This window comes from Sphingorhabdus sp., assembly GCF_044354325.1.
Taxonomy (GTDB): Bacteria; Pseudomonadota; Alphaproteobacteria; order Sphingomonadales; family Sphingomonadaceae; genus Sphingorhabdus_B.
Genome location: NZ_JBILAF010000002.1, coordinates 32,590 through 53,230 on the forward strand (window position 1 = coordinate 32,590; position 20,641 = coordinate 53,230).

The 20,641-nt window shown below is 56.9% G+C and carries 17 protein-coding genes; 9 read left to right on the forward strand and 8 right to left on the reverse strand.

Features of this window, described 5'->3' with window-relative positions; genetic code table 11:
- Positions 1–79: 79 nt before the first annotated feature.
- From ACIQ0G_RS00425 to ACIQ0G_RS00440, 4 genes are read right to left on the reverse strand one after another with little or no spacing between them, the layout of a single operon-like run.
- On the reverse strand, positions 80–1,150 hold the full coding sequence (locus ACIQ0G_RS00425; RefSeq protein WP_397576192.1) for an LLM class flavin-dependent oxidoreductase: 1,071 nt from the start codon (positions 1,148–1,150) through the stop codon (positions 80–82).
- Positions 1,147–2,049, reverse strand: a complete 903-nt coding sequence (locus tag ACIQ0G_RS00430; RefSeq protein WP_397576193.1) for an aldo/keto reductase family oxidoreductase — start codon at positions 2,047–2,049, stop codon at positions 1,147–1,149. The genes ACIQ0G_RS00425 and ACIQ0G_RS00430 overlap by 4 nt, the downstream gene beginning before the upstream one ends.
- Positions 2,046–3,077 (reverse strand): LacI family DNA-binding transcriptional regulator, encoded by a 1,032-nt coding sequence (locus ACIQ0G_RS00435; RefSeq protein WP_397576194.1) that lies wholly within the window; start codon positions 3,075–3,077, stop codon positions 2,046–2,048. The genes ACIQ0G_RS00430 and ACIQ0G_RS00435 overlap by 4 nt, the downstream gene beginning before the upstream one ends.
- Positions 3,074–5,086: an alpha-glucosidase gene (locus tag ACIQ0G_RS00440; protein WP_397576195.1), complete on the reverse strand. Its 2,013-nt coding sequence runs from the start codon at positions 5,084–5,086 to the stop codon at positions 3,074–3,076. Before ACIQ0G_RS00440 ends, ACIQ0G_RS00435 begins: the two co-directional genes overlap by 4 nt.
- A 212-nt stretch (positions 5,087–5,298) precedes the next feature.
- On the opposite strand from ACIQ0G_RS00440, the gene ACIQ0G_RS00445 reads away from it, so the two are divergent.
- From ACIQ0G_RS00445 to ACIQ0G_RS00485, 9 genes are all read left to right on the forward strand, one after another.
- On the forward strand, positions 5,299–7,692 hold the full coding sequence (locus ACIQ0G_RS00445; RefSeq protein ID WP_397576196.1) for a TonB-dependent receptor: 2,394 nt from the start codon (positions 5,299–5,301) through the stop codon (positions 7,690–7,692).
- A 239-nt stretch (positions 7,693–7,931) separates the two neighbouring features.
- The gene (locus tag ACIQ0G_RS00450) at positions 7,932–8,303 is read left to right on the forward strand and encodes a BlaI/MecI/CopY family transcriptional regulator (protein ID WP_397576197.1); all 372 of its coding nucleotides are present in this window, start codon (positions 7,932–7,934) and stop codon (positions 8,301–8,303) included.
- Positions 8,300–9,904 (forward strand): M56 family metallopeptidase, encoded by a 1,605-nt coding sequence (locus ACIQ0G_RS00455; RefSeq protein ID WP_397576198.1) that lies wholly within the window; start codon positions 8,300–8,302, stop codon positions 9,902–9,904. Before ACIQ0G_RS00450 ends, ACIQ0G_RS00455 begins: the two co-directional genes overlap by 4 nt.
- A 109-nt stretch (positions 9,905–10,013) precedes the next feature.
- Positions 10,014–10,937 (forward strand): MBL fold metallo-hydrolase, encoded by a 924-nt coding sequence (locus ACIQ0G_RS00460; RefSeq protein ID WP_397576199.1) that lies wholly within the window; start codon positions 10,014–10,016, stop codon positions 10,935–10,937.
- Positions 10,938–11,034: 97 nt separating this feature from the next.
- Positions 11,035–12,027: a quinolinate synthase NadA gene (gene nadA / locus ACIQ0G_RS00465; protein WP_397576200.1), complete on the forward strand. Its 993-nt coding sequence runs from the start codon at positions 11,035–11,037 to the stop codon at positions 12,025–12,027.
- A gap of 125 nt (positions 12,028–12,152) precedes the next feature.
- Entirely contained in the window at positions 12,153–14,261 is a 2,109-nt protein-coding gene (locus tag ACIQ0G_RS00470) for a transglycosylase domain-containing protein (protein WP_397576201.1), read from the forward strand.
- Positions 14,262–14,389: 128 nt separating this feature from the next.
- Complete coding sequence (locus ACIQ0G_RS00475) at positions 14,390–15,817, forward strand: S1C family serine protease (protein WP_397576202.1); 1,428 nt, start codon at positions 14,390–14,392, stop codon at positions 15,815–15,817.
- A 42-nt stretch (positions 15,818–15,859) separates the two neighbouring features.
- Positions 15,860–17,314, forward strand: a complete 1,455-nt coding sequence (locus ACIQ0G_RS00480) for an ABC transporter substrate-binding protein (RefSeq protein ID WP_397576203.1) — start codon at positions 15,860–15,862, stop codon at positions 17,312–17,314.
- 19 nt (positions 17,315–17,333) lie between these two features.
- Positions 17,334–17,756: a DUF4112 domain-containing protein gene (locus ACIQ0G_RS00485; protein WP_397576204.1), complete on the forward strand. Its 423-nt coding sequence runs from the start codon at positions 17,334–17,336 to the stop codon at positions 17,754–17,756.
- Here the strand turns inward: ACIQ0G_RS00485 and ACIQ0G_RS00490 are convergent.
- The 4 genes from ACIQ0G_RS00490 to ACIQ0G_RS00505 all read right to left on the reverse strand — a co-directional run.
- Positions 17,753–18,484, reverse strand: a complete 732-nt coding sequence (locus tag ACIQ0G_RS00490) for a ribonuclease T (RefSeq protein ID WP_397576205.1) — start codon at positions 18,482–18,484, stop codon at positions 17,753–17,755. The genes ACIQ0G_RS00485 and ACIQ0G_RS00490 overlap by 4 nt on opposite strands.
- A complete protein-coding gene (gene nadC / locus ACIQ0G_RS00495) occupies positions 18,471–19,319 on the reverse strand; it encodes a carboxylating nicotinate-nucleotide diphosphorylase (protein ID WP_397576206.1) in 849 nt (282 codons plus the stop codon). Before nadC ends, ACIQ0G_RS00490 begins: the two co-directional genes overlap by 14 nt.
- 80 nt (positions 19,320–19,399) lie before the next feature.
- Complete coding sequence (folE, locus tag ACIQ0G_RS00500; protein WP_397576207.1) at positions 19,400–20,035, reverse strand: GTP cyclohydrolase I FolE; 636 nt, start codon at positions 20,033–20,035, stop codon at positions 19,400–19,402.
- Between the two features lie 161 nt (positions 20,036–20,196).
- A partial coding sequence (locus tag ACIQ0G_RS00505) for a transaldolase family protein (protein ID WP_397576208.1) occupies positions 20,197–20,641 on the reverse strand: 445 nt, incomplete at its 5' end.

Genomic DNA, 20,641 nt, shown 5'->3' on the forward strand with positions numbered 1-20,641 from the left:
GAACTTGTTTCAGGATAACGCACCGCCGTGGCCTGTTATCCTGAAACAAGTTCAGGATGACGGGGGGTAAGAATATGGGTCAGTCGATCACCAACCGCCCATGGTCCAATTTCGGCAAGACATACCGTGCAAACATGTCGCATTCGTTGATGTGCGGGTAACCCGACAAAATGAAGGCTTCGATGCCGACCGCACGATATGCCTCGATTTTGGCGAGCACTTGGTCCGGGTCGCCAACGATCGCAGCGCCGCAGCCTGAACGTGCACGGCCAATTCCGGTCCACAGATTGTCTTCCAGATATCCGTCGTTCGCTTCCGATTGCGCGCGCAATTCGGCCTGATGCGCAACACCGAAGGTTTGCGTATCCAATGATTTGTTGCGGATTGCGTCGCCCTGCTGCGCATCCAGCTTGGACAAGAGGCGGTTCGCATAGGCCCGGGCTTCCGCTTCGGTTTCACGCACGATCACATGCGCGCGGAAGCCATATTTCAACGTCCGTCCAAATTTTGCCGCGCGCGCGGTCATGTCTTCGACAAGATCCTTTGCGCCCTGAACCGTTTCTGGCCACATCAAATATACATCGCAACCTTCGGCAGCAGCGTCTTTAGCCGCGGGCGAGAGACCGCCGAAATATAACGGCGGGCATTTGCCGCTGACGGTCTTCATACGTGGCGGATCGAGATCGATTTTATAATGCTCGCCATCGATCGACAGATGTTCGCCGTTCAACAATGTCTTGAGGATCTGCATCGCTTCGACCGTCCGGCGATAGCGCGGTTCGCTGTCCATCTTGTCACCCGGCAAGTCAGACGAGATGATGTTGATGTTCAAACGCCCACCCGAAATCTGGTCTAGCGTGGCAATCTGTCGCGCCAATTGCGGGGGCCAGCTTTCGCCAATACGCACCGCCATCAGCAATTTGATACGCGTGGTCAGCGTCGCAATCGCGCTCGCAAACGCTGTGGTATCCAACCCAAGCGTGTAGCCCGAGGGCAGCAATATATTGTCGAACCCGCCCTTTTCAGCAGCAAGCACGATATTGCGGCAATGCTCCCAACTCGACGCGAGCATGGGGTCGGGTTGCCCAAGAAATTCGTAATCATCGTCGCATAATGCGGAGAACCAGCTGACTTCGATCGGGTTTTTCATGGCAGGGGAACTCCTCGCGCGGCGACCAACACGTTGTACCAATCAGCGCGGGTCCATTTGATTTTCAAGGCATCGGCAGCCTCAATGATGCGTGCCGGGTTTTGCGATCCAACAATCGGGATTGGGCGGGCAGGGTGCGCCATAATCCAGCTATAGGCCGCTGCGGTGCGCGAAACGCCATGCGCGGCTGCAACGTCCGACAAGGCTGCCGCTACATTTTGTTCGCGCGTGTTGCCTGGATCACCGATCCGTCCGCCGCCAAGTGGTGACCATGCCAACACGGCCAAATCCATGGCGATGGCTTGATCAAGCTCACCATTTTCGATGGTATCGATCCGCAATGGGGAAAGCTCCGGCTGCGTCGAGACAATCGGAACGCTGCTGAACTGTGCCAGCGTCGTTATTTGCGCGGGCGTGAAGTTTGACACACCAAAAGCGCGGATTTTTCCGGCTTTGTGCGCGGCTTCGATGGTGCGTGCGATTTCTTGCGGGTGGGTAAGGATATCGGGACGGTGGATTTGCCACAGGTCGACATATTCAGTGCCCAAACGCGACAGGCTGTCGTCAATCGCCTTGGTCAGATATTCCGCGCTGCTGTCATATGGCGTCGGCGGGGTAATTCCGCCCTTGGTAGCCAGCACCATCCGGTCACGATATTCGGGTGCCTCGGCAAAGACGCGGCCAAGCAGCTCTTCTGCCTTGCCAAAGCCTTGTTCGCCAAAGCCATAAATGTCCGCCGTATCGAAAAGGGTGATGCCTGCTTCGAACGCCGCATCAATGGCTGCGCGGGCTGCGGAGATTTCAAGACCCGCAAAGCGCCACATGCCCCAGGCAATCGATGAAATTTCAATGCCGCTTTTGCCCAAAAGGCGCGTCGACGGAGGTGTTGGAAGGGTCATGTGTTTTTGCTCTTTTTTATGGAAGGTGAATAAGGTGGGGCAACCGACTCGCGGCTGATCAGTTCGTGTGGAAGACGGCGATGCTCAATACCGCCCTCGCCAAATAATAGGTCGGCCGCCGTCGACGCCAGATCGCGTACAGGCTGGCGCACGGTGGTTAAGGGCGGCCAAACAACGCGGGCAAGCGTGGTGTCGTCGAACCCGGCGACAGACAATTGTTCAGGCACCTGAATGCCGCGGCGATGGGCGACGGCAAGGACACCCGAGGCCATGTCATCATTTGAAGCAAAGACCGCTGTGGGCGGATATTTAAGCGATAGAAACTGCTCTGTTGCCGCAACGCCGCTTTCAAAATCAAAATGACCCTCGGCGATCAAGTCGGGATCCACCGATATGCCAACACGGCTAAGCGCGCGTTCATATCCGGCCTGACGTTCGGCACTGGCCATATGGTTCGCATGACCCTTGATAAAGGCAATCCGACGGTGACCAATGTTGATGAGGTGCGTCGTCATGTCGTCCGCGGCCTGCATATCATCCATGAATACCGAGCTGGTAAGCGCATGGTTGGTGCCGGGTGAAATGCGCACGAAGGGAATGTTCATCGCTTCAAGAACGTTCAGCACGGGGCCGCAATCGGTGACGGGTGAAGACAATATCGCGCCATCAACATGCGTCTGCCGGACCATGCCGCGCACCTGCTCGCCCACAGCGGGGTCGGACACATCGACGGGCTGGGCAATCAGGCGCATGCCTTCTTCATGGCATCGGTCCCAGCAGCCCTGCATGATCTGGTGCATATAATAAGGGCTGTGATTGTCATAAATCAGCGCAATTTGGCCCGACTTCGTGCCCGCCAATATGCGCGCTGCGATGCTGGGCGAAAACCGCAGTTCCGCCATCGCGGCGTCGACCTTCGCTTTGGTTTCTGCACTGACATAAGGGTGATTGTTGAGCACGCGGCTGACGGTTTTGACGGCCACACCGGCAAGCTTTGCGACATCACGGATATTGGATCGGCTGTTCATGACCTGAATTCCTGTGTGATCGCGCCGAACAGCGATGCGTGCACGCTGTCCTTGCGGGTGAACACAGGCGGCTGCCCATGCGGAGCCGCGATGTCATATATGCCTTTGGCGTACACATCGCCGGACCAAAGATGGATCCAATCCCCATCTGGCAAAGTCACGTTGCGGCTGCTTGCACCCTCGTTGACCACAGGTGCGACGATCATGTCTGCGCCATAAAGATATTGGTCCTGAATGTCGTAATAGGCCGCATCGTCATAGTGCAGGAACAACGGACGCTGAAGCGGCAGGCCGGTCGCCACAGCCTCGTCGGACAAGGCGCGGACATATGGTGCAAGGCGGGCATGCACTTGGCTCATGCGGGCAAAATGGGTGAGTATTTCGGCGCTGCTATCGAGTTGCAGATTGTCTGCAGGACGATTGCCCTCATGACTGCGCATGACGGGTGCAAAGGCCGCCAAGTCGATCCAACGGTGCATCAATTCTGCGGTCCGGACCACGCCATGCAGGCTGGTATATCCGCCGAGGTCGCTGTGGTGGTACGCGTTGCCCAACAATCCGGACGATAATGCCGCCGTGATGACCGTGTTGATCCCGTCGTGGCGGGTGAAGTCGACGCATTGGTCGCCTGCCCACAATAATGGACAATGCGCCTGCACGCCCGAAAAACCGGCGCGCATGAAGAATGTCGCGTCATGCGTTTTGCCGCGCGATGCGATGGCGTCTGCATTGACCTTTGCCCAAAGCACGGGCCAGCGATTATGCGCCTCCATCGGGTCAGACCCGTCGAACAGGCGCACATCGGTCGGAAGATATTCGCCAAAATCTGCCATCCATCCCGAAAGCCCGAAGTCGAGCATTTCCTGACCAATGATGCGGTCGGCAAACCACGCCGCGGCGGCAGGGTTGGTGAAATCCACAACGCCCGCGTCAAATTCGCCGAAGTCGACGGCATAAGGAGTGTCGCTGTCCTGCCGCAGCGCAAGGAAGTTGGCAGCGCGTGCCTCTTGATACAGCGACCCATCCACCGCCAGATAGGGGTTTACATAGCCGAGAAAGCGAATGCCCCGTTCGGCAAGCGCCGCGATTTGTGCGGGCAAATCAGGATAGCGCGCAGCATTCCATTTCCAGTCCCAAAACAACCGTTTGCCAAAGCTGGTCTGACGAATGCCGATCCAATCTTCGCACCACAGACCCGTAATCGCCGCGCCAGAGGCTGCGATTTTTTCGAACCTGTCAAAGGTGTCGACACCATCCTTCAGCCCAACGATGGCACCGGAAATGGCCCAATCTGGCAGGGCAGGCTGGCGACCAAAGCGATCAGACATTTTGGTAACAAGCGCAGGAAGCGTAGGCGCGTCAAAAAGCTCCAGATCGACATTTGCTGACCAGCATTCGACCCCAACCCGGCCCGCGTCCGTCAGATCAAGCACCGAATAAGCTGCCGTTTCGAGGTGCACGGCGTAACGCGAAGAGCTTACCCATGTCGGCTGCGGATAGTTGGTGGTCCAATAGTCACCACCGGCCAAGCCATCTGCATCCATCGTCTGCGTAAGCGCGGTCGATTTGTCACGGCCAACGCCGGGTTCCGACGTCCAGAACGGAAAGCGCCTGCCGTTGAGGCGCAAATAGGACATTTGTTCGCCGCCACCCCAAAAGGCTTCGGATGTTGCGCACTGCATATCTATCCAAAGCCGGTTAAAGGCCGGATCTGTGCAGCGAAATGTGAGGATGGATTGCAGCGCCCGTTCCTCAAGCACCAGCGTTGCGACGACGTCAGGCCGCTTTGCGTTCCAAAGCCGGATACAGCCATCGACTTGGGCGAAACAATCAAGCGCCAATCGTGTTTCAACGATGTCGTCGATGCGAAAATTGCCACGGACCATTTCCAGATCAGGCCGCCCGCTACCGATGCTGATCGCAGGCGCGTCATTCCGGTGCGACAATATGCTGACATCACCATGCAGTAGGTCAAAACCTTCAGGATGCGTGATGACTGTAAATGGCAACGTCTGTCCCTCCTTCGGTTTCGAGCCTGTGACTATGGCAGTATTGCAACAGTCGCGGCTTAAATAACGTCACTATATGACACCGCTAGACATATTGAGTCAATCTGGTAACAACCCGCCCATTGATTAGGTATATCGCAGCATAGCTTTTGTTGCTTGAGGAAACTCAAGTGATTTGGTTGAGAAACGGATAGCCATTTTTAGGGAGGTACATGATGTTCAGTTCTGAATTTAAAAAAACGTCGTTCATTCGCGCTTCGTTGTTCGCAAGCGCCGCAATTATGGCTGGGGTCAGCCTGCCTGCCATGGCGCAGACCGCTCCAGCAGAAGATGAATCGGCCACCGCAGAAATCATCGTAACCGCGCAAAAGCGTGAAGAGCGTTTGCAGGATATTCCGCTCGCTGTATCCGTTGTCGGCGGTGAGGCTATTGCCAACAATGGCGGCGTCACGCTTGAAAATGCGCAGTATCTTGTTCCAAGCTTGAACTTCCGCAAGGCGGGTACTTCACTGAACCAGGCATTGTTCCTGCGCGGCGTTGGTACCATCAACTTTTCGATTGCTGCTGAACCATCGGTCGCTGCTGTTCTCGACGGCGTTGTCTTGAGCCGCGCTGGTGAGGGCTTTACCGATTTGTTCGACGTCGAGCGTATCGAAGTCCTGCGCGGACCGCAGGGTACATTGTTTGGAAAGAACGCATCGGCTGGTGTTGTCAGCATCGTAACGAAGCGTCCGACAGCAGAATTTGGCGCGACGGTTGAAGGTTCGTTCTTCACGAAGTCCGAATATCGCGGTCGTGCGACCGTTAACGTGCCGCTGAGTGCCAATGTGCGTTCGCGTTTCACCGGATTTTACGGAAGCTATGACGGCAACGTCAACAATCTGACCACGGGCAACAAGGTCAATGGCTATGAACATTACAGTGTTCGTGGCGCGATTGAGGCCGACGTTAGCGAAAAGATCATGCTGACGCTGCGCGCCGATTACCGCAAAGCCAATGATGATTGCTGTGCCGAAATTATTGGTAACACGCCAACGAACGCAGCTGCGCTGGCGCTGGCTGGAACGGGTTTCGATGCCGCGGATTCACGCAACATTCGGCAGAACCTTGTCACCACGACTAAGGAAGAAAGCTGGGGCATTGCGCTGCAAGCCGATATCGAATTGGGTGAACATAGCTTGACGTCGATCACCAGCCTTCGCGGTTGGGATAATACCGAAATCCGTGATGGTGACTGGCTCGACCGGCCCTATGTTGGTTTGAACCAATTGCACGATAATGGACCGCAAACTTCGAATACCTTTAGCCAGGAAATTCGCCTTGCTTCGCCGACCGGCGAATTCCTCGAATATGTCGTCGGGGCATATTATTCAAAGGCCGAATCTGACCGTACATTCACGCGCAACGTGATTACCTGTTCAGCATCGACCCTCGCTGCGGTTGTGCCTGGCCTCGTACCTTGTTCGACCGCTGCAGGGGTTTCGACTATCACAACCCCTGCCGGAACCGCGGACTTTGGATCGACGTTCAGAAACATGTCGCTATTTGGTCAGGCAACGCTCAACCTTTCCGACAGCCTGCGTTTTATTGGTGGCTTGCGTTACACAAATGACGCATTGGATGTATACCATATCCGCCGCACCTCGCTCGCAGGTCCAGGTGTGCAACCAAGCTTTGACGCTGGCGTTTACAATAACGGTCTCGTGGCAACCGCGCCCGCTACCGGCTTTGTTGCAGGCGCTTCAAACGGTGTTCCTTTCACCGCTAACACCAGCAATAATAACCTTTCGGGTAAGGCAGCTGTTCAGGCAGACCTTACTGAAAACAATATGGCTTATGCGAGCTACACGCGTGGTTATAAGGGCCCTGCCTACAACATCTTCTATAACCTGACGACACCCGGATCTGGCGTTATCGCACCAGAAACGGTCAATGCGTATGAAGTGGGCTTGAAAAATACCCTTTTCGACGGCGCCCTGATTCTTAACCTCGCGGCATATTATGCCAAGTATAACAACTATCAGGCCAACAGCCCAGACTTCGTAGCCGGTGTCCGCACCACGCGCCTGACCAATGCAGGTTCGGTATCGACCCAAGGTTTCGAGCTTGATTTTGTTGCGACGCCATTGCGTAACTTCTCGCTTTCGGGCGGCGTCGCTTACAACAAGGCGCAGGTTGAGAATTTCCGCTTGCCACCAGGTGCCGATGCATCACAATTGGTTGCCAAGGGCACGCCTTTGGCGAACGCACCAAAGTGGAAAATGTCATTTGGCGCACAATATGATATTGAAACGTCGGGCTTTGCGAATATCGAGTTGGCAAGCCAGATCTCAAGCCAGTCCGACCAGATTTACGAAGCGAGTGCGAACCCGGCTGTCCGCCTTGGCTCGACCGTAGATGGTTATGCGATTGTCGACGTGTCAGCAGCCTTGGTTGATCCTAACGATGGATGGCGGGTTGCGTTGCAGGTGAAGAACCTGTTCGATAAAAGCTTTGCTTCCTCGATCGTATCGGGCGGCCCCGGCGGTGCATATCGCTACATCATCCCCCGTGAGGCGGATCGGTATGTTGGCGTAACCGCAAAGATCAATTTCGGCGCGAAATAACCAAAGGCCGTAAAGGCACACCGAAAAAGGCTGGAATCCTCAATGGGTTCCAGCCTTTTTTGTTTTCAAATTTCAGGGGAGCAAGCGAGGATTGGGGGGCTGCGAGACCAGAGGCACAGCACCTCACCCTTTGCCCGATGCCCATATGTAAAGGATTTCGACGAAAAACGGACAATGGCAGACAAATGACGTTTACAGATGTAGTCGAGTCGACTACGTCTGTAGTCGGAGAATTCAAAATGTCATCAGAACGTATCAGCGACGCTGAATTAACAATCATGGAAATCCTATGGGAACGCGCGCCGTTGACGGCGACAGATGTCGCTGCGCGATTGCCAGATGATCGTGATTGGTCGTTACCAACCGTAAAAACCTTGCTGTCGCGCCTGCTGACCAAGGCCGCTGTTGAACATCGCGCCGATGGACGCCGGTTTCTGTACTCGCCCCTTATCGATCGCGAGGACTATGTTTCGCATGAATCCAAGCGGCTGGTCGACCGGCTTTTTGGGGGGCGGTTCATGCCGCTGGTTGCACATCTTGCCGAGCAGGAACAGCTTAGCGACGCTGACATTTCCGAAATCGAACAACTGTTGAGGGAGATGAAATCATGAACATAGACTTCATGGGCGCTTGGCTGTTTGATACCTTATGGACCACGACATTGCTGATGGTCGCCATTTTGATTGTGCGGCGGCCTGTCGCCAAATATTTTGGTCCGACCATTGCATATGCACTTTGGCTTATACCCGCTGCCCGTGTGTGCATGCCCACGATCGAAGGGCAATCCATTTCCACAGCTGACGGCGGTATCGCAATCCAAGACGCAGTAAGGGATGCTGTGCTCGCGGGGCTATCGTCCCCGGACACTTTGGCCACTGCAGCAAACCCGGTACATGCGCTCCCCACGATTGATTTTGTCGCACTCGGTCTGATGATCTGGCTTGGTGGCGCGGTGCTGTTGTTCATGGTCCAGATGATCCGTTACGCCGCAATGCGCGATGACCTTTTGGCCGAAGCCACGGACGTCGCCGTTGTCGATGGCGTCAAAATCGTCGCATCTGATCAGGTAGCCGGACCATTGGCTTTCGGCCTTTTTAACCGCGTGATCGCGGTGCCGCAGGATTTTACCAAAGCCTATTCGCCTGCCGAACGCGACCTCGCGATCGCGCATGAAATGGCGCATCACAAATCGGGCGATCTGTTCGCCAATCTGGCCGCTTTCACCATCCTGTGTCTGCAATGGTTCAACCCCGTTGCGTGGATCAGCTGGAACGCATTCAGCTTTGATCAGGAAGCGGCATGCGATGCCCGCGTGCTTGCCGGCAAGGGCCCGGAAGAGCGTGCAATGTACGGTCAGGCGTTGGCGAAGACAGCATTTGATGGCGTGCCGACCTTTGCGACGGCACTGAATTCACCGAAAACAATAATTGAGCGATTGAGGAGACTAACGATGAAGGACACCAGCAATACCCGCCGTTCGCTCGGCAAGATTGGCATAATAACGGCTGCTGCGATCATATTGCCGCTGACCGCCACAATAGTTCCCGCGGTCGTTGCGCAGGACAAAGTCGCGGCTGAAGAAGGCAAGCCTGAAGTGGTCAAGCGCGAGGTCCGGATAATTAAGCTGAAGCGCGACGGTGAGACGATGGACATAGTCGGTCAGGACGCCTCGGGCGGCGAAGTGACCAAGGTCGAACGTGACGGGAAAACCTTCATCTTCCGCACCGATAAGAAATTGTCGCCGGAAGAAGTTGAGCAATTCATCGATAAGGCCGAAAAATCGCGGGAAGAGGCTGAAGATGCTGTGGCGCAGGCAGACAGTGCCAAGGGCGCTGAAGGTGATACGCCCGCGCCCGCCAAAACCCGCCGCGTGGAAACCATCCGCGTCATGGGCGACATGGGCGACATGGATATAGCCTCCTACATCCCCGAAATCGATATTCGTGAAATGACCAAGGACTGTCGTGACGGCCAGCCGGTGACCACCGATGTCAGCGGGTTCGACGGCAAGCAAAAATCACGCGTCCGGCTGGTTATGTGCGGCAAAGGGCAAGCCAAATTAGCACGGGCCGAAGCGATCAAAGGCTTGCGTGAGGCGCGTGACGAAATTGCGAAGGACAAAGAAATGCCCAAGGGCGTTCGCAAAGATGTTGTGAAACAACTTGATCTGCAAATTCGCAAGCTGGAAGCGCAAAGCGACGCTGCGGAATAAACGCCAATCCATTCGCTGGGCTGCCACGCTCGGCTTGTGACAGAAGATTTGGGGCGGTTTTTGCGAACCGCCCCTTTTTCTTTGCGCGACATTGCGCCATAGCCATTTCATGAGCAACTGGCCCGATAGCATAGAAGCTGGCGAAACCGAGCAGCATGAACCCCTCGTGCGCCGCGTGCTTGCGCCCAATGCCTCACCTTACACCTATACAGGCACGCAAACCTGGTTGGTTGGCGCAGGGTCCGATGTCGCGGTGATAGATCCGGGCCCAGTCGGTACCGGGATGAGCATCGGCGATCCGGCTGATATCAATGGCGAGGGGCATGTTGACGCGATCTTGCGCGCTGTTGCCGGTAAGCGTGTTGCCGCCATCATGTGCACGCACACCCATCGCGATCATTCGCCAGCGGCGGCGCCGTTGAAGGCGGCGACAGGCGCGCCCATCATCGGTTGCGCGCCGCTTGTCTTGCGCGACGATGGCCCGCGTTCCGATAGTGCTTTTGACCCGGACTATGCTCCTGACCGCATCCTTGCGGATGGGGAGCGTATTTCAGGCGACGGGTGGACGTTGGAAGCCGTTGCAACCCCCGGCCACACCAGCAACCATATATGTTACGGACTGGTTGAGAGCGGCGCGCTGTTTACCGGCGATCATGTCATGAAATGGTCCACCAGCGTCGTCAGCCCGCCCGATGGTGATATGAGCGACTATCTGGCGTCGCTGCAAAAATTATATGAGCGTACGGACCGTATTTATTACCCCGCACATGGGCCAGCGGTCGAAAACCCAAGGCAGCTTGTACGCGGCATGATTGGTCATCGGCGTCAGCGGGAACGCCAGATTCTGAATTTGCTTGAGGCAGGCGAGGGGCACATTCCCGACATGGTCGCTGCGATGTATAAGGGTCTCGATCCGCGTTTGACGGGCGCTGCCGGCCGGTCGGTATTGGCGCATCTCATCGATTTGCAAAATCAGGGCCGGGTGGCTGCGCAAGGCGAAGGTTGGCATTTAATCCCGCAAAAAACACCTTAAAAGCGCCCGCCAGAACTTGTTTCGATCGGCCTTATCGACCACATAGAGCTTCACTCGAGACGCAGATGACAATGCTGCAACGCAAAGGTACGACAGAATGAACGCCCCTGTAGCCCGCGAAAATCTGCAAGGACTTGACCTGCTCGCTGAAATTCAGCGGCTGAAAAAAGAACGCAATGCGGTCATTCTCGCGCATTATTACCAAAAGCCGGAAATTCAGGACCTTGCCGATTTCGTCGGTGACTCGCTTGAACTCAGCAAGCGTGCGGCGGAAACCGACGCGGATGTCATCGCTTTTTGCGGCGTCAAGTTCATGGCCGAGACCGCGAAAATATTAAGCCCGCAAAAGACCGTCATTTTGCCCGATATGGCTGCTGGCTGCTCATTGGAGGACGCGTGCCCCCCCGGCAAATTCAAGGCTTTTCGGGAAGCACATCCCGACCATATCGCGCTGACCTACATCAATTGTTCGGCTGAAGTGAAAGCGCTGTCTGATATCATCGTCACATCCTCAAGCGCCGAAACGATTTTGAGCCAAATCCCTCCCGAGCAGAAAATCATTTTTGGGCCGGACCGGCATTTGGGCGGCTATTTGAGCCGTAAGTTCAACCGTGACATGCTGTTGTGGCCGGGCGTGTGCATTGTGCATGAGGCGTTTTCGGAAACCGAGCTGCTGAAACTGAAAGCGCAGCATCCCGGCGTTCCGGTGGCCGCGCACCCCGAATGCCCGCCGCATATCATCGATCATGCGGACTATGTCGGCAGCACCAGCGGCATCTTGCAATATGCGCAGACGATGAAGGGCGACACGCTCATCGTCGCGACCGAGCCGCACATCATCCACCAGATGGAAAAGGCCGAGCCCACCAAGGCCTTCATCGGTGCGCCGGGGGCTGACGGCAACTGCGCGTGCAATATCTGCCCCTATATGGCGCTCAATACGATGGAGAAGCTGTATCTCGCGCTGCGCGACCTCCAGCCGCAGATTCATCTGAATGAAACCGTCCGTTTGGCTGCCAAAAAAAGCCTCGACCGAATGCTTGAAATGGCAAGCGGGACCGTCGGTAAAGGCGACCTCGGCAGGGCCTAGCCCAGTCGGCAGAGAATTTATGCACTGTTCGCTGGACGCTAAAAAAGCGCCTTCATCTGACGTTCAGCGAAAAGCGTAAATATACCCTCGCATTCACCGTTATATCGATATAATACAGCCACGCGATGCTTTTCCGGCGCTCCTCTTCTAACATTCCTTCGGATATTGACGGCCGACTGGCGGCCTTCGATGAAAGCTATGCGCAGCGCTTTCCCGATGATCCGCAGCCTTGGAATCCCGATGCAAAGCCAGCGTCGACACGGCGCCTTATCTTGGGCAAGACGCGCTGGTGGTGGTTTAGCCGAACCAGTGCGGCCCTGCTTGGCCTGTTCATATTGTTGATATTGTGGCTTGCGATTACGGCGCCATTGTCCAAATCGCTTCAGCCCATCGCACCGCCGCGCATTACGCTGCTGGCGTCGGATGGCACGCCAATCGCGCGGAACGGGGCTATCGTTGATAAGCCGGTTGATGTTGGCACGCTGCCCCCGCACGTCGTGCAGGCGTTTTTGTCTATCGAAGATCGCCGATTTTATTCGCATTTCGGTATCGATCCCCGTGGCCTTGCGCGTGCGTTTTGGTCCAACGCTTTTGGCAGCGGAATGACGCAGGGCGGAAGCACGATTACGCAGCAACTCGCGAAATTCACGTTTCTGACGCCGGAGCGCAGCCTAACGCGCAAGGCGCGCGAAATGCTCATCGCGTTCTGGCTGGAAGGGCGTTTGACGAAGGACGAAATTCTTGAGCGCTATCTGTCGAACGTTTATTTCGGTGACAATGTCTACGGCCTGCGCGCAGCGTCCTTACATTATTTCTACAGGCAGCCCGAGCGCCTGACGCTCAGCCAGTCGGTGATGCTTGCCGGACTTGTACAGGCACCGTCGCGGCTTGCCCCGACAAAGAACCCCGAACGCGCGGCCAAGCGGGCGCAATTGGTGCTGAATGCAATGGTCGCCAATAATGTCATTACCCGGGCCAAGGCCGACGCGACACCCGTCGCGCGGCTTGACGTTCGCGTGCGGGAAACGCTGCCGACGGGCACCTATTTTGCAGACTGGGCCATTCCCCAGGCGCGGCTGCTGACCGACAGCGGCTATGCCGACGTCAGGATTACCACGACGTTGGACGCGCGATTGCAGAACATCGCCCGCAAGGTTGTGGCGCGATCCGCCGTTGGCAATGCCCAAATCGCGCTCGTCGCGATGCGCCCCAATGGCGAAGTTGTCGCCATGGTCGGTGGCCGAAGCTATAAGGATTCCGCGTTTAACCGCGCGACGCAGGCAAAGCGGCAACCGGGTTCGACCTTCAAACTTTTTGTCTATCTGGCCGCGCTCCGGTCGGGGATGACACCGGAATCGTTGATTGCCGATACGCCGATCAATGAAGGCGCGTATCGCCCCAAAAATTCGGGGCAAAATTATCGCGGTAACATTACGCTGGAGCAGGCATTTGCCCAGTCAAGCAACGTGGCTGCGGTCCGCCTATATCAAAAAGTTGGCGGCGAAGCGGTGGCGCGCGCGGCCACGGATCTGGGCGTGCGTAGTCCGTTGACGATGGACCAGAGCATGGCGCTGGGCAGTTCGGGCCTGACCCTGATTGAGCTGACGGCTGCCTATGCCGGTGTGGCGGGAAACCAATGGCCCGTTGAACCGCACGCCATCAAACGCGAAGAGCAAGGATGGATCGAATGGCTGTTTTCCGGACCACGTTCATTCAGCAGCCGTACGCACGGGATGTTGCTCGATTTTCTGGGTGCGACGGTCAATAAGGGAACCGGACGCGCGGCGCGGCTGTCCATTCCGGCCTATGGCAAAACAGGAACGAGCCAAGACAATCGCGATGCATTATTTGTCGGATTTGCGGGTGACCTCGTGGTCGGGGTCTGGATTGGCAATGACGACAACACCCCGTTGCGCGGTGTTAACGGCGGCGGTTTGCCGGCGCGCATCTGGCGCGATTTCATGGCGCAGTCGATCCGCAATGCGGCACCTGCGGCAAGGCCGAAGCTGCGTCAGCAGCCTGATCCTGAAGGCCCGATTGAACCGTTGGACTTGCCAGAACTCAGCGAACTTCCTGTCGATGTTGGCAACGCGGAAGTCCGGATTGACCAAGGCCAAGGTGTAACCGTGAACGCCGAGGTCGGCGGCATGCCGGTGGAGGTCAAGCTTGACCGCGGCGGTGTGAATATCCAGCCTGCGCCGCCCGAAACGCGACCCGCGCCGGGTCCGCGATGATGGTCGTTCGGTCCTTGTATTCAAGCATTAGAAAACTCGCGCTCGCACTGGCATGTGTTCTCGGCGCGGTCGTCGCGACCCCGGTCTATGCAGACGCAAGTGATATTAGCGCTGCCGCACGAAGTGTCGTGCGCATCGTCGTTTTTAGCTCGGCAGAAGGCCAGCAGACCATTGTCAGCATTGGCTCTGGCGTGGTTGTTGACCGCAACAAGGTCATTACCAACGCCCATGTCGTGGAACAGGCGCGCTTTGACGACAGTGTCGAAATTGTCGTTGTGCCGTCTGACGGGACGCAAAGCTATCGCGCCAGGGTGTCCGCCGTGGCCGCGCGCAAGGACCTTGCACTTCTGCAGCTTTCTGCGGGCGCGTTGGTCCCAGCCAGCATATTTGCGGGCACGGTATCGGATGGCGCGGATGTCTTCGCAATTGGCTACCCGGCCAGCGTGGATGTCGCGCTTGAACAAAGCGAGGCGGACGTGCTGCGCCCTCAACCACCCGTTAAAACGCGGGGGACCATTTCTTCAGGCCGGACATCGAAGTCCGTTGAATCGCTTTTGCACACCGCGCCCATTGCACCGGGTAATAGCGGCGGGCCGATTGTCGATGCATGTGGCCGCGTTGTTGGCATCAACAGCTTTGGATCAGTAGCGAACGATGGCGGCGCCGAGTTCTACTTCGCTATTTCAACGCGCGAGCTTGCGGCATTTCTCGACAATCAAGGCGTGGCATTCCGGACGGTTCGTGGCGATTGCCGCTCGGTCGCGGAATTGACCCGCGCTGAGGCGGAACTAGAAGCAGCCACCCGGGCCAAGGTTGAGAAAGAAGCACGCGTCGCCGCCGAATTGCAACGCAGCCGTGAAGGCAAAGTGCGCAGTGACGCCGAGCACGCCGTGATATCGGCCCGCGAAAATCACATCGCGCTTGCGGTTTTGCTGCTGGTCTTAAGTGCCGTCGCCGGCGGCGCAGCGTGGCAATTTTCGGAGCGTGCGCAAAATGATCGTTTCAAGGCGGCTGCCGCTGCGGGCGCGATATTACTGGTTTCGGCGGTCGGTATGTTTGCAGCGCGCCCCTCTTTCGACGAAGTCGATGACAGGGTGCGTGCGGCCCTAACCGCGGATGCGCCGCAGGACGAAGCGGTCAAAGCGGCCGTAACCGAAGCGGCCAAAATATGCGTGCTGCAGCCCGAACGCAGCCGTATCACCATGTCCGATACCGCCGATGTTGATTTCACATGGCGGCCGGACGGATGCGTCAATGGGCGCACGCAATATGTCGAAAGCGGCGGGCGATGGGTCCGAAGCTTTGTGCCGAACAATGACGCACAGATTTCGGTGACGAGTTACGACCCCGACACCAATATCTATCGTATCGAGCGTTTTCTGCCGGGTACAGATGCCATGCGGTCCGCCCGCGAAGCGCGTCAACGTTATGACGTGAAGACATGTACAACGGACGCCAGTCAGCTGACCAATATCGACAATATGAATAAGGCGATTGCCGCACAATTGCCGCCCGCCCCGAACGAGATATTGCTGTTCACCTGCACTGACCGTTGAATCGTGGATTGTGCACCGCGACATTCTGATTATGGTGGCCGCATGACCCGTTTGCTGCCGTTTTTGCTTTTGTTGCTGTCGGCTACACTCGCCGGTTGTTCGCAGGGCGTCGACAATGAACGTGTCCGCGTCGACGTGATTGAGGAGCGTCCGAAGCCTTTCAACGTGTCCGCCACACCATTGCCGCTCGCCTCTGCCTATCTGCGCAGTGCCACGGCACAGGGGTTGGTCACCTTTGACGAAAAAGGACGTGTTGCGCCGGGGTTGGCGAGCCGCTGGATCGTTAATGACGACGGTATGAGTTATATCTTCCGCCTGAACAAAGCGCGGTGGAACGATGGGCGCGAATTGGATTCGCAAGAGGTCGCGCAGCTTTTGACCCGGCGCATAAGTGAACTCAAAAAGGGCCGTTTGGGCGATGAACTCGCCGTCATCGACCGCGTCGTAGCCATGACAGGCAAGGTCGTTGAAATCCGGCTGAAGGCCCCGATGCCTTATTTGCTTGAGCTGCTTGCTTTGCCTGAATTCGGATTATTACGTCGCGGTGCCGGGTCCGGCCCGATGCAGGCCAAGAAATTGGGTCAGGCCATGCAATTGCGGCGCAATGAAATCGATGCCGAGGGGACGGCGGTTCTTGGCACCGCAACCGTTACGCTCCGCCGGGGCGAAGCGTCGTTGGTGCTCGCGCGTTATGTGCTTGGGCAAACCGATTTGATTGAGGGCGGCCGTTTTGAAACTTTCCCGTTGCTCGAAGCGGCAAAGATCAATGCCAATGAGATTCAGTTTGATGCTGTCCCGGGTTTGTTTGGATTGATGGTGGTGCAGGCTGGACCATTTTTAGCGAACAAGGACAACCGCACCGCGATCGCCATGGCCATTGACCGGCCAAAGTTGCTGACAGCTTTCGACATTGTTGCATGGCGCGAAACGGTCACGCTGGTACCCGAAAGCTTGCCGAACCGCGCGGACATTTCTCGGCCCGATTGGGCGGCGCCATCCATGGACCAACGACGGTCCATGGCCGCTGCAAGCATTGCAAACTGGAAGCGCGCAAACGGGGCCATCCGGCCTTTGCGGGTTGCGCTGCCACGTGGGTACGGCAGCCGCATATTTTTTGCGCGTCTGCGTGCCGACCTAGCAGCCGTGGGTGTCGATATTGAGCGGGTGACCGCCGACCGGCCGCATGACCTGCGTTTGATTGACCTGACGGCGCAACAGTCCAGCCCTGCATGGTATCTGGACCAATTGTCCTGCAAATTTGCCGCGATATGCAGCGCGCGGGCGGACGCAATCGTCGCAGAGGCGCGCATGACGAAGGACATGACGGTGCGTGTGCAATTATTGGGGCAGGCGGAAGCCGAAATGCAATCCACGGTCGGCTTTATTCCGATTGCCAATCCGCTGCGCTGGTCTGTCGTGCGGCCCGGGCTTTTGGGGCATTTTGCCAACGGACGGGGCTGGCACCTGTTGCAATATCTCGGGCGGGACCCAACATAAGTCCAAAGGAGTTATGCCAGTGCCGATTTCGCAGGAACAGTTTGCACAAATTGCCAAGGATCTGCCCGGAATGGGCAATAATCCGCAGGCCGTTCGCATGCGCGTCGAGGCACTCGAAAAGGTGCTTGAACGGGCATTTCACATTCCCGGCACAAAAATTCCAGTGGGCTTGGACACCGTCATTGGCTTGGTGCCCGTGCTTGGCGATCTCGTGACCGCAGCCATGGGCGCCTATATGGTCTGGGAAGGCCGCAATCTGGGCATGTCAAAATGGCAGCTGGTGCGCATGAGTGCGAATATCGGCATTGATACCGCGATTGGCGCGGTGCCGTTTTTGGGCGATGCCTTTGACTTGGTGTGGCGTTCAAATACGAAAAACCTAAAGATCATCCGCAAGCATCTCGATAAACATCATCCGTCCACGCGGATTATCGAGCGTTAACGCCCGCGCCAGATTTTGACGTGCGCTGTGCGTGAGGAAGCCCGGCTAAAGCTGGGGCATTGTCGCGGTTTGAATGTGCGGTCTAGGCAAATGCGTATTTCTTGAAGCCAGCCTTTCGCGCTGACCTTTACCGTCACGGAATCCGCAGGCATCCCATCGTTTAACTCGGCAAATCTTTCGGCAATTGTCGCTGCGGTCAATGGCGTCCCGCGTTCCGGCTCGCGCGAAAGCCGTGCCATGTCGGGAAACTCAAGCGCGTTGAACAACAGCCGTGCTGCACCGAAATAAGCCTCCGGCGTTTTGGCGATACAGCTGCCATGCTTCGCCCATTGGTGCTGCAGCAATTGCGGGGAAGGGCTAAGGCAGATGTTGTTGGCAATGGTCTGCCGAGGCAGCACGCCCACCGGCCGGCAATATTGCGGATAATTCGGTCCCTTTGCTTCGGGCCAGAGGCCATGAAGAATGAAGCCGAAGTCGCCAATTGTTCCGGAACATTGGAACCGCATCGCCGGGTCGCGTTCACGCCCACGGCAAAATTCGGGGCTCCAGCTTAACGCCAGAATATAGCCCGCAATCGCCGTGCGCCGAACCTGATCGGGTGACGGAAGCTCCAATGCTGGACGGGGCAGATAATTTGTGGGCTGACACTGCCATGCTTGCGCCAGCGCCGGTGCTGGCGACAGGCACGCGGCAGCGCCTAAAAGGACAAGGCCGCTAAGCCTGCGCAAAATCCAAACCGATATCGGCAGCGGGTGCGCTTTGCGTCAAGCGTCCAACCGAGATGTAGGTAACGCCGGTTTCCGCCTTGGCGCGAATGCTATCAAGCGTGACACCGCCCGACGCCTCTGTCGGCACACGGCCCGCAATTAACGCAACTGCGGTGCGCAGCGTATCTGCGTCCATATTGTCGAGCAGCAAATGGCTCGCGCCCGCCGCAAGCCCGGGTTCGATCTGCGCAATGCTATCGACCTCTAATATGATGCGTTCAACGCCAGCTTCGCGTGCGCGGCGTACCGCCTCTGCAACGCCGCCCGCGACCGCCACATGATTGTCCTTGATCATCGCGGCATCCCACAATCCCATGCGGTGGTTTGTTGCCCCGCCCATGCGCGTGGCGTATTTTTCAAGCACGCGAAGCCCGGGAATGGTTTTGCGCGTGTCCAAAAGGGTGCAGCCCGTGCCCGAAATCGCGTCGACATATTGCCGCGTTAGCGTGGCGATGCCCGAAAGATGTTGGACCGTGTTCAGTGCGGACCGCTCCGCCGTCAGCATCGCGCGGGCATTACCCCGAAGGCGCATGAGGTCAGTTCCAGCGGCAACCTGCTGTCCTTCTTCGACAAACAGGTCGATTTCCATCGCGGGATCGAGCGAACTGAAGAACGCAACGGCAATCGGCAGACCAGCAACGACGATGGCGTCACGGCTGTCCATCGTGCCTTCAAACCGGACATCCGCAGGGATTACGCTTTGCGATGTAACGTCGGTGCCGGTTGGCCCCAGATCTTCGGCAAGCGTCGCGCGGACAAACGCGTCGAGATCAAAATGGGGAAGGGTAAAGGCCATGTCAGTGCAGTCCGGCGATTCTTATATTATGGGGTTGCCCCCACCCATAAGTGCGTTCGAACCGGGCAGCAATGCCGTAATCAGTAGCCCATCAGGCTCATGACTTCCTTGCGGCTCGATTGATCGTCAAGGAAACAGCCGATAAGCTTTGACGTGACCATGCCAACGCCATGCACCTTCACGCCGCGGCCCGTCATGCAACCATGCTGCGCCTCAATGACAACGGCGACGCCCTCTGGCTTCAGATGTTCCCAAATGCAGTTTGCGACTTCGGCGGTCAGGCGTTCCTGCACCTGCAGCCGTTGTGCAAAGCCGTGGAGCACGCGCGCCAGCTTTGAAATGCCGACAACGCGATCCGTTGGCATATAGGCAATAGATGCCTTGCCGATGATCGGGGCCATATGGTGCTCACAATGTGACTGGAACGGGATATCCTTCAGCAGAACCAGTTCGTGATATCCGCCGACTTCCTGAAACGTCCGCGACAGATGCGCCGCCGGGTCTTCGGCATAGCCTGCGCAATATTCGCGCCATGCGCGTCCGACGCGTGCGGGTGTGTCCAGCAAGCCTTCACGGGCTGGGTCATCGCCGGACCAACGGATTAACGTGCGAATGGCGTCTTGAACTTCGTCAGGAACGACAATTTTGCCGTTCTCACCAATTTCGTCTTCATAATGTATATGTGCGATGGGAAACACCTTTTCGGGCTTGTTCATCTTGGGTCTCCAGCGGTCTGAATTGCCCGCTCTTCTTAAAACCCAAAATAGGTCCGCCCGCCTTTAAAATCTATACGGCGAATAACCCATAGGCATTTCACCATGATGCGATAACATATTCATGCATGGCTGCTGCTTCAAGCACAGCCGCGCCGATAGCATTAGCCGATGGCTTGACCAGTCTTCGCCCAGTCCGCCAAAAAGCCTTCAATGCCCTTGTCTGTCAGGATATGTTTGAACAGGCCCTTGATGACCGCAGGTGGTGCCGTCATGACGTCAGCGCCGATTTTCGCCGCTTCAAGCACATGCACACCATGGCGCACGCTGGCGACGAGGATTTCCGTGTCGAATGCGTAATTGTCGTAAATCAGGCGAATGTCACTGATCAGCTGCATGCCGTCAAAGCCATTGTCATCATGACGACCGACGAATGGCGATACAAATGTTGCCCCCGCTTTGGCCGCAAGCAGCGCTTGGTTGGCAGAGAAGCACAAGGTCACATTGACCATGGTCCCTTCTGACGTCAGCGCTTTGCAGGTTTTCAGACCATCAATCGTCAATGGCACCTTGATGCAGACATTGCTTGCAATCTTGCGGAGGATTTCC

Excerpts from the sequence above, each read along its gene's own strand:
- ACIQ0G_RS00425 (WP_397576192.1), bottom strand. The coding sequence starts at position 1,150 with ATGAAAAACCCGATCGAAGTCAGCTGGTTCTCCGCATTATGCGACGAT.
- ACIQ0G_RS00430 (WP_397576193.1), bottom strand. The coding sequence starts at position 2,049 with ATGACCCTTCCAACACCTCCGTCGACGCGCCTTTTGGGCAAAAGCGGC.
- ACIQ0G_RS00435 (WP_397576194.1), bottom strand. The coding sequence starts at position 3,077 with ATGAACAGCCGATCCAATATCCGTGATGTCGCAAAGCTTGCCGGTGTG.
- ACIQ0G_RS00445 (WP_397576196.1), top strand. The coding sequence starts at position 5,299 with ATGATGTTCAGTTCTGAATTTAAAAAAACGTCGTTCATTCGCGCTTCG.
- ACIQ0G_RS00450 (WP_397576197.1), top strand. The coding sequence starts at position 7,932 with ATGTCATCAGAACGTATCAGCGACGCTGAATTAACAATCATGGAAATC.
- ACIQ0G_RS00455 (WP_397576198.1), top strand. The coding sequence starts at position 8,300 with ATGAACATAGACTTCATGGGCGCTTGGCTGTTTGATACCTTATGGACC.
- ACIQ0G_RS00460 (WP_397576199.1), top strand. The coding sequence starts at position 10,014 with ATGAGCAACTGGCCCGATAGCATAGAAGCTGGCGAAACCGAGCAGCAT.
- nadA (WP_397576200.1), top strand. The coding sequence starts at position 11,035 with ATGAACGCCCCTGTAGCCCGCGAAAATCTGCAAGGACTTGACCTGCTC.
- ACIQ0G_RS00470 (WP_397576201.1), top strand. The coding sequence starts at position 12,153 with ATGCTTTTCCGGCGCTCCTCTTCTAACATTCCTTCGGATATTGACGGC.
- ACIQ0G_RS00480 (WP_397576203.1), top strand. The coding sequence starts at position 15,860 with ATGACCCGTTTGCTGCCGTTTTTGCTTTTGTTGCTGTCGGCTACACTC.
- nadC (WP_397576206.1), bottom strand. The coding sequence starts at position 19,319 with ATGGCCTTTACCCTTCCCCATTTTGATCTCGACGCGTTTGTCCGCGCG.
- folE (WP_397576207.1), bottom strand. The coding sequence starts at position 20,035 with ATGAACAAGCCCGAAAAGGTGTTTCCCATCGCACATATACATTATGAA.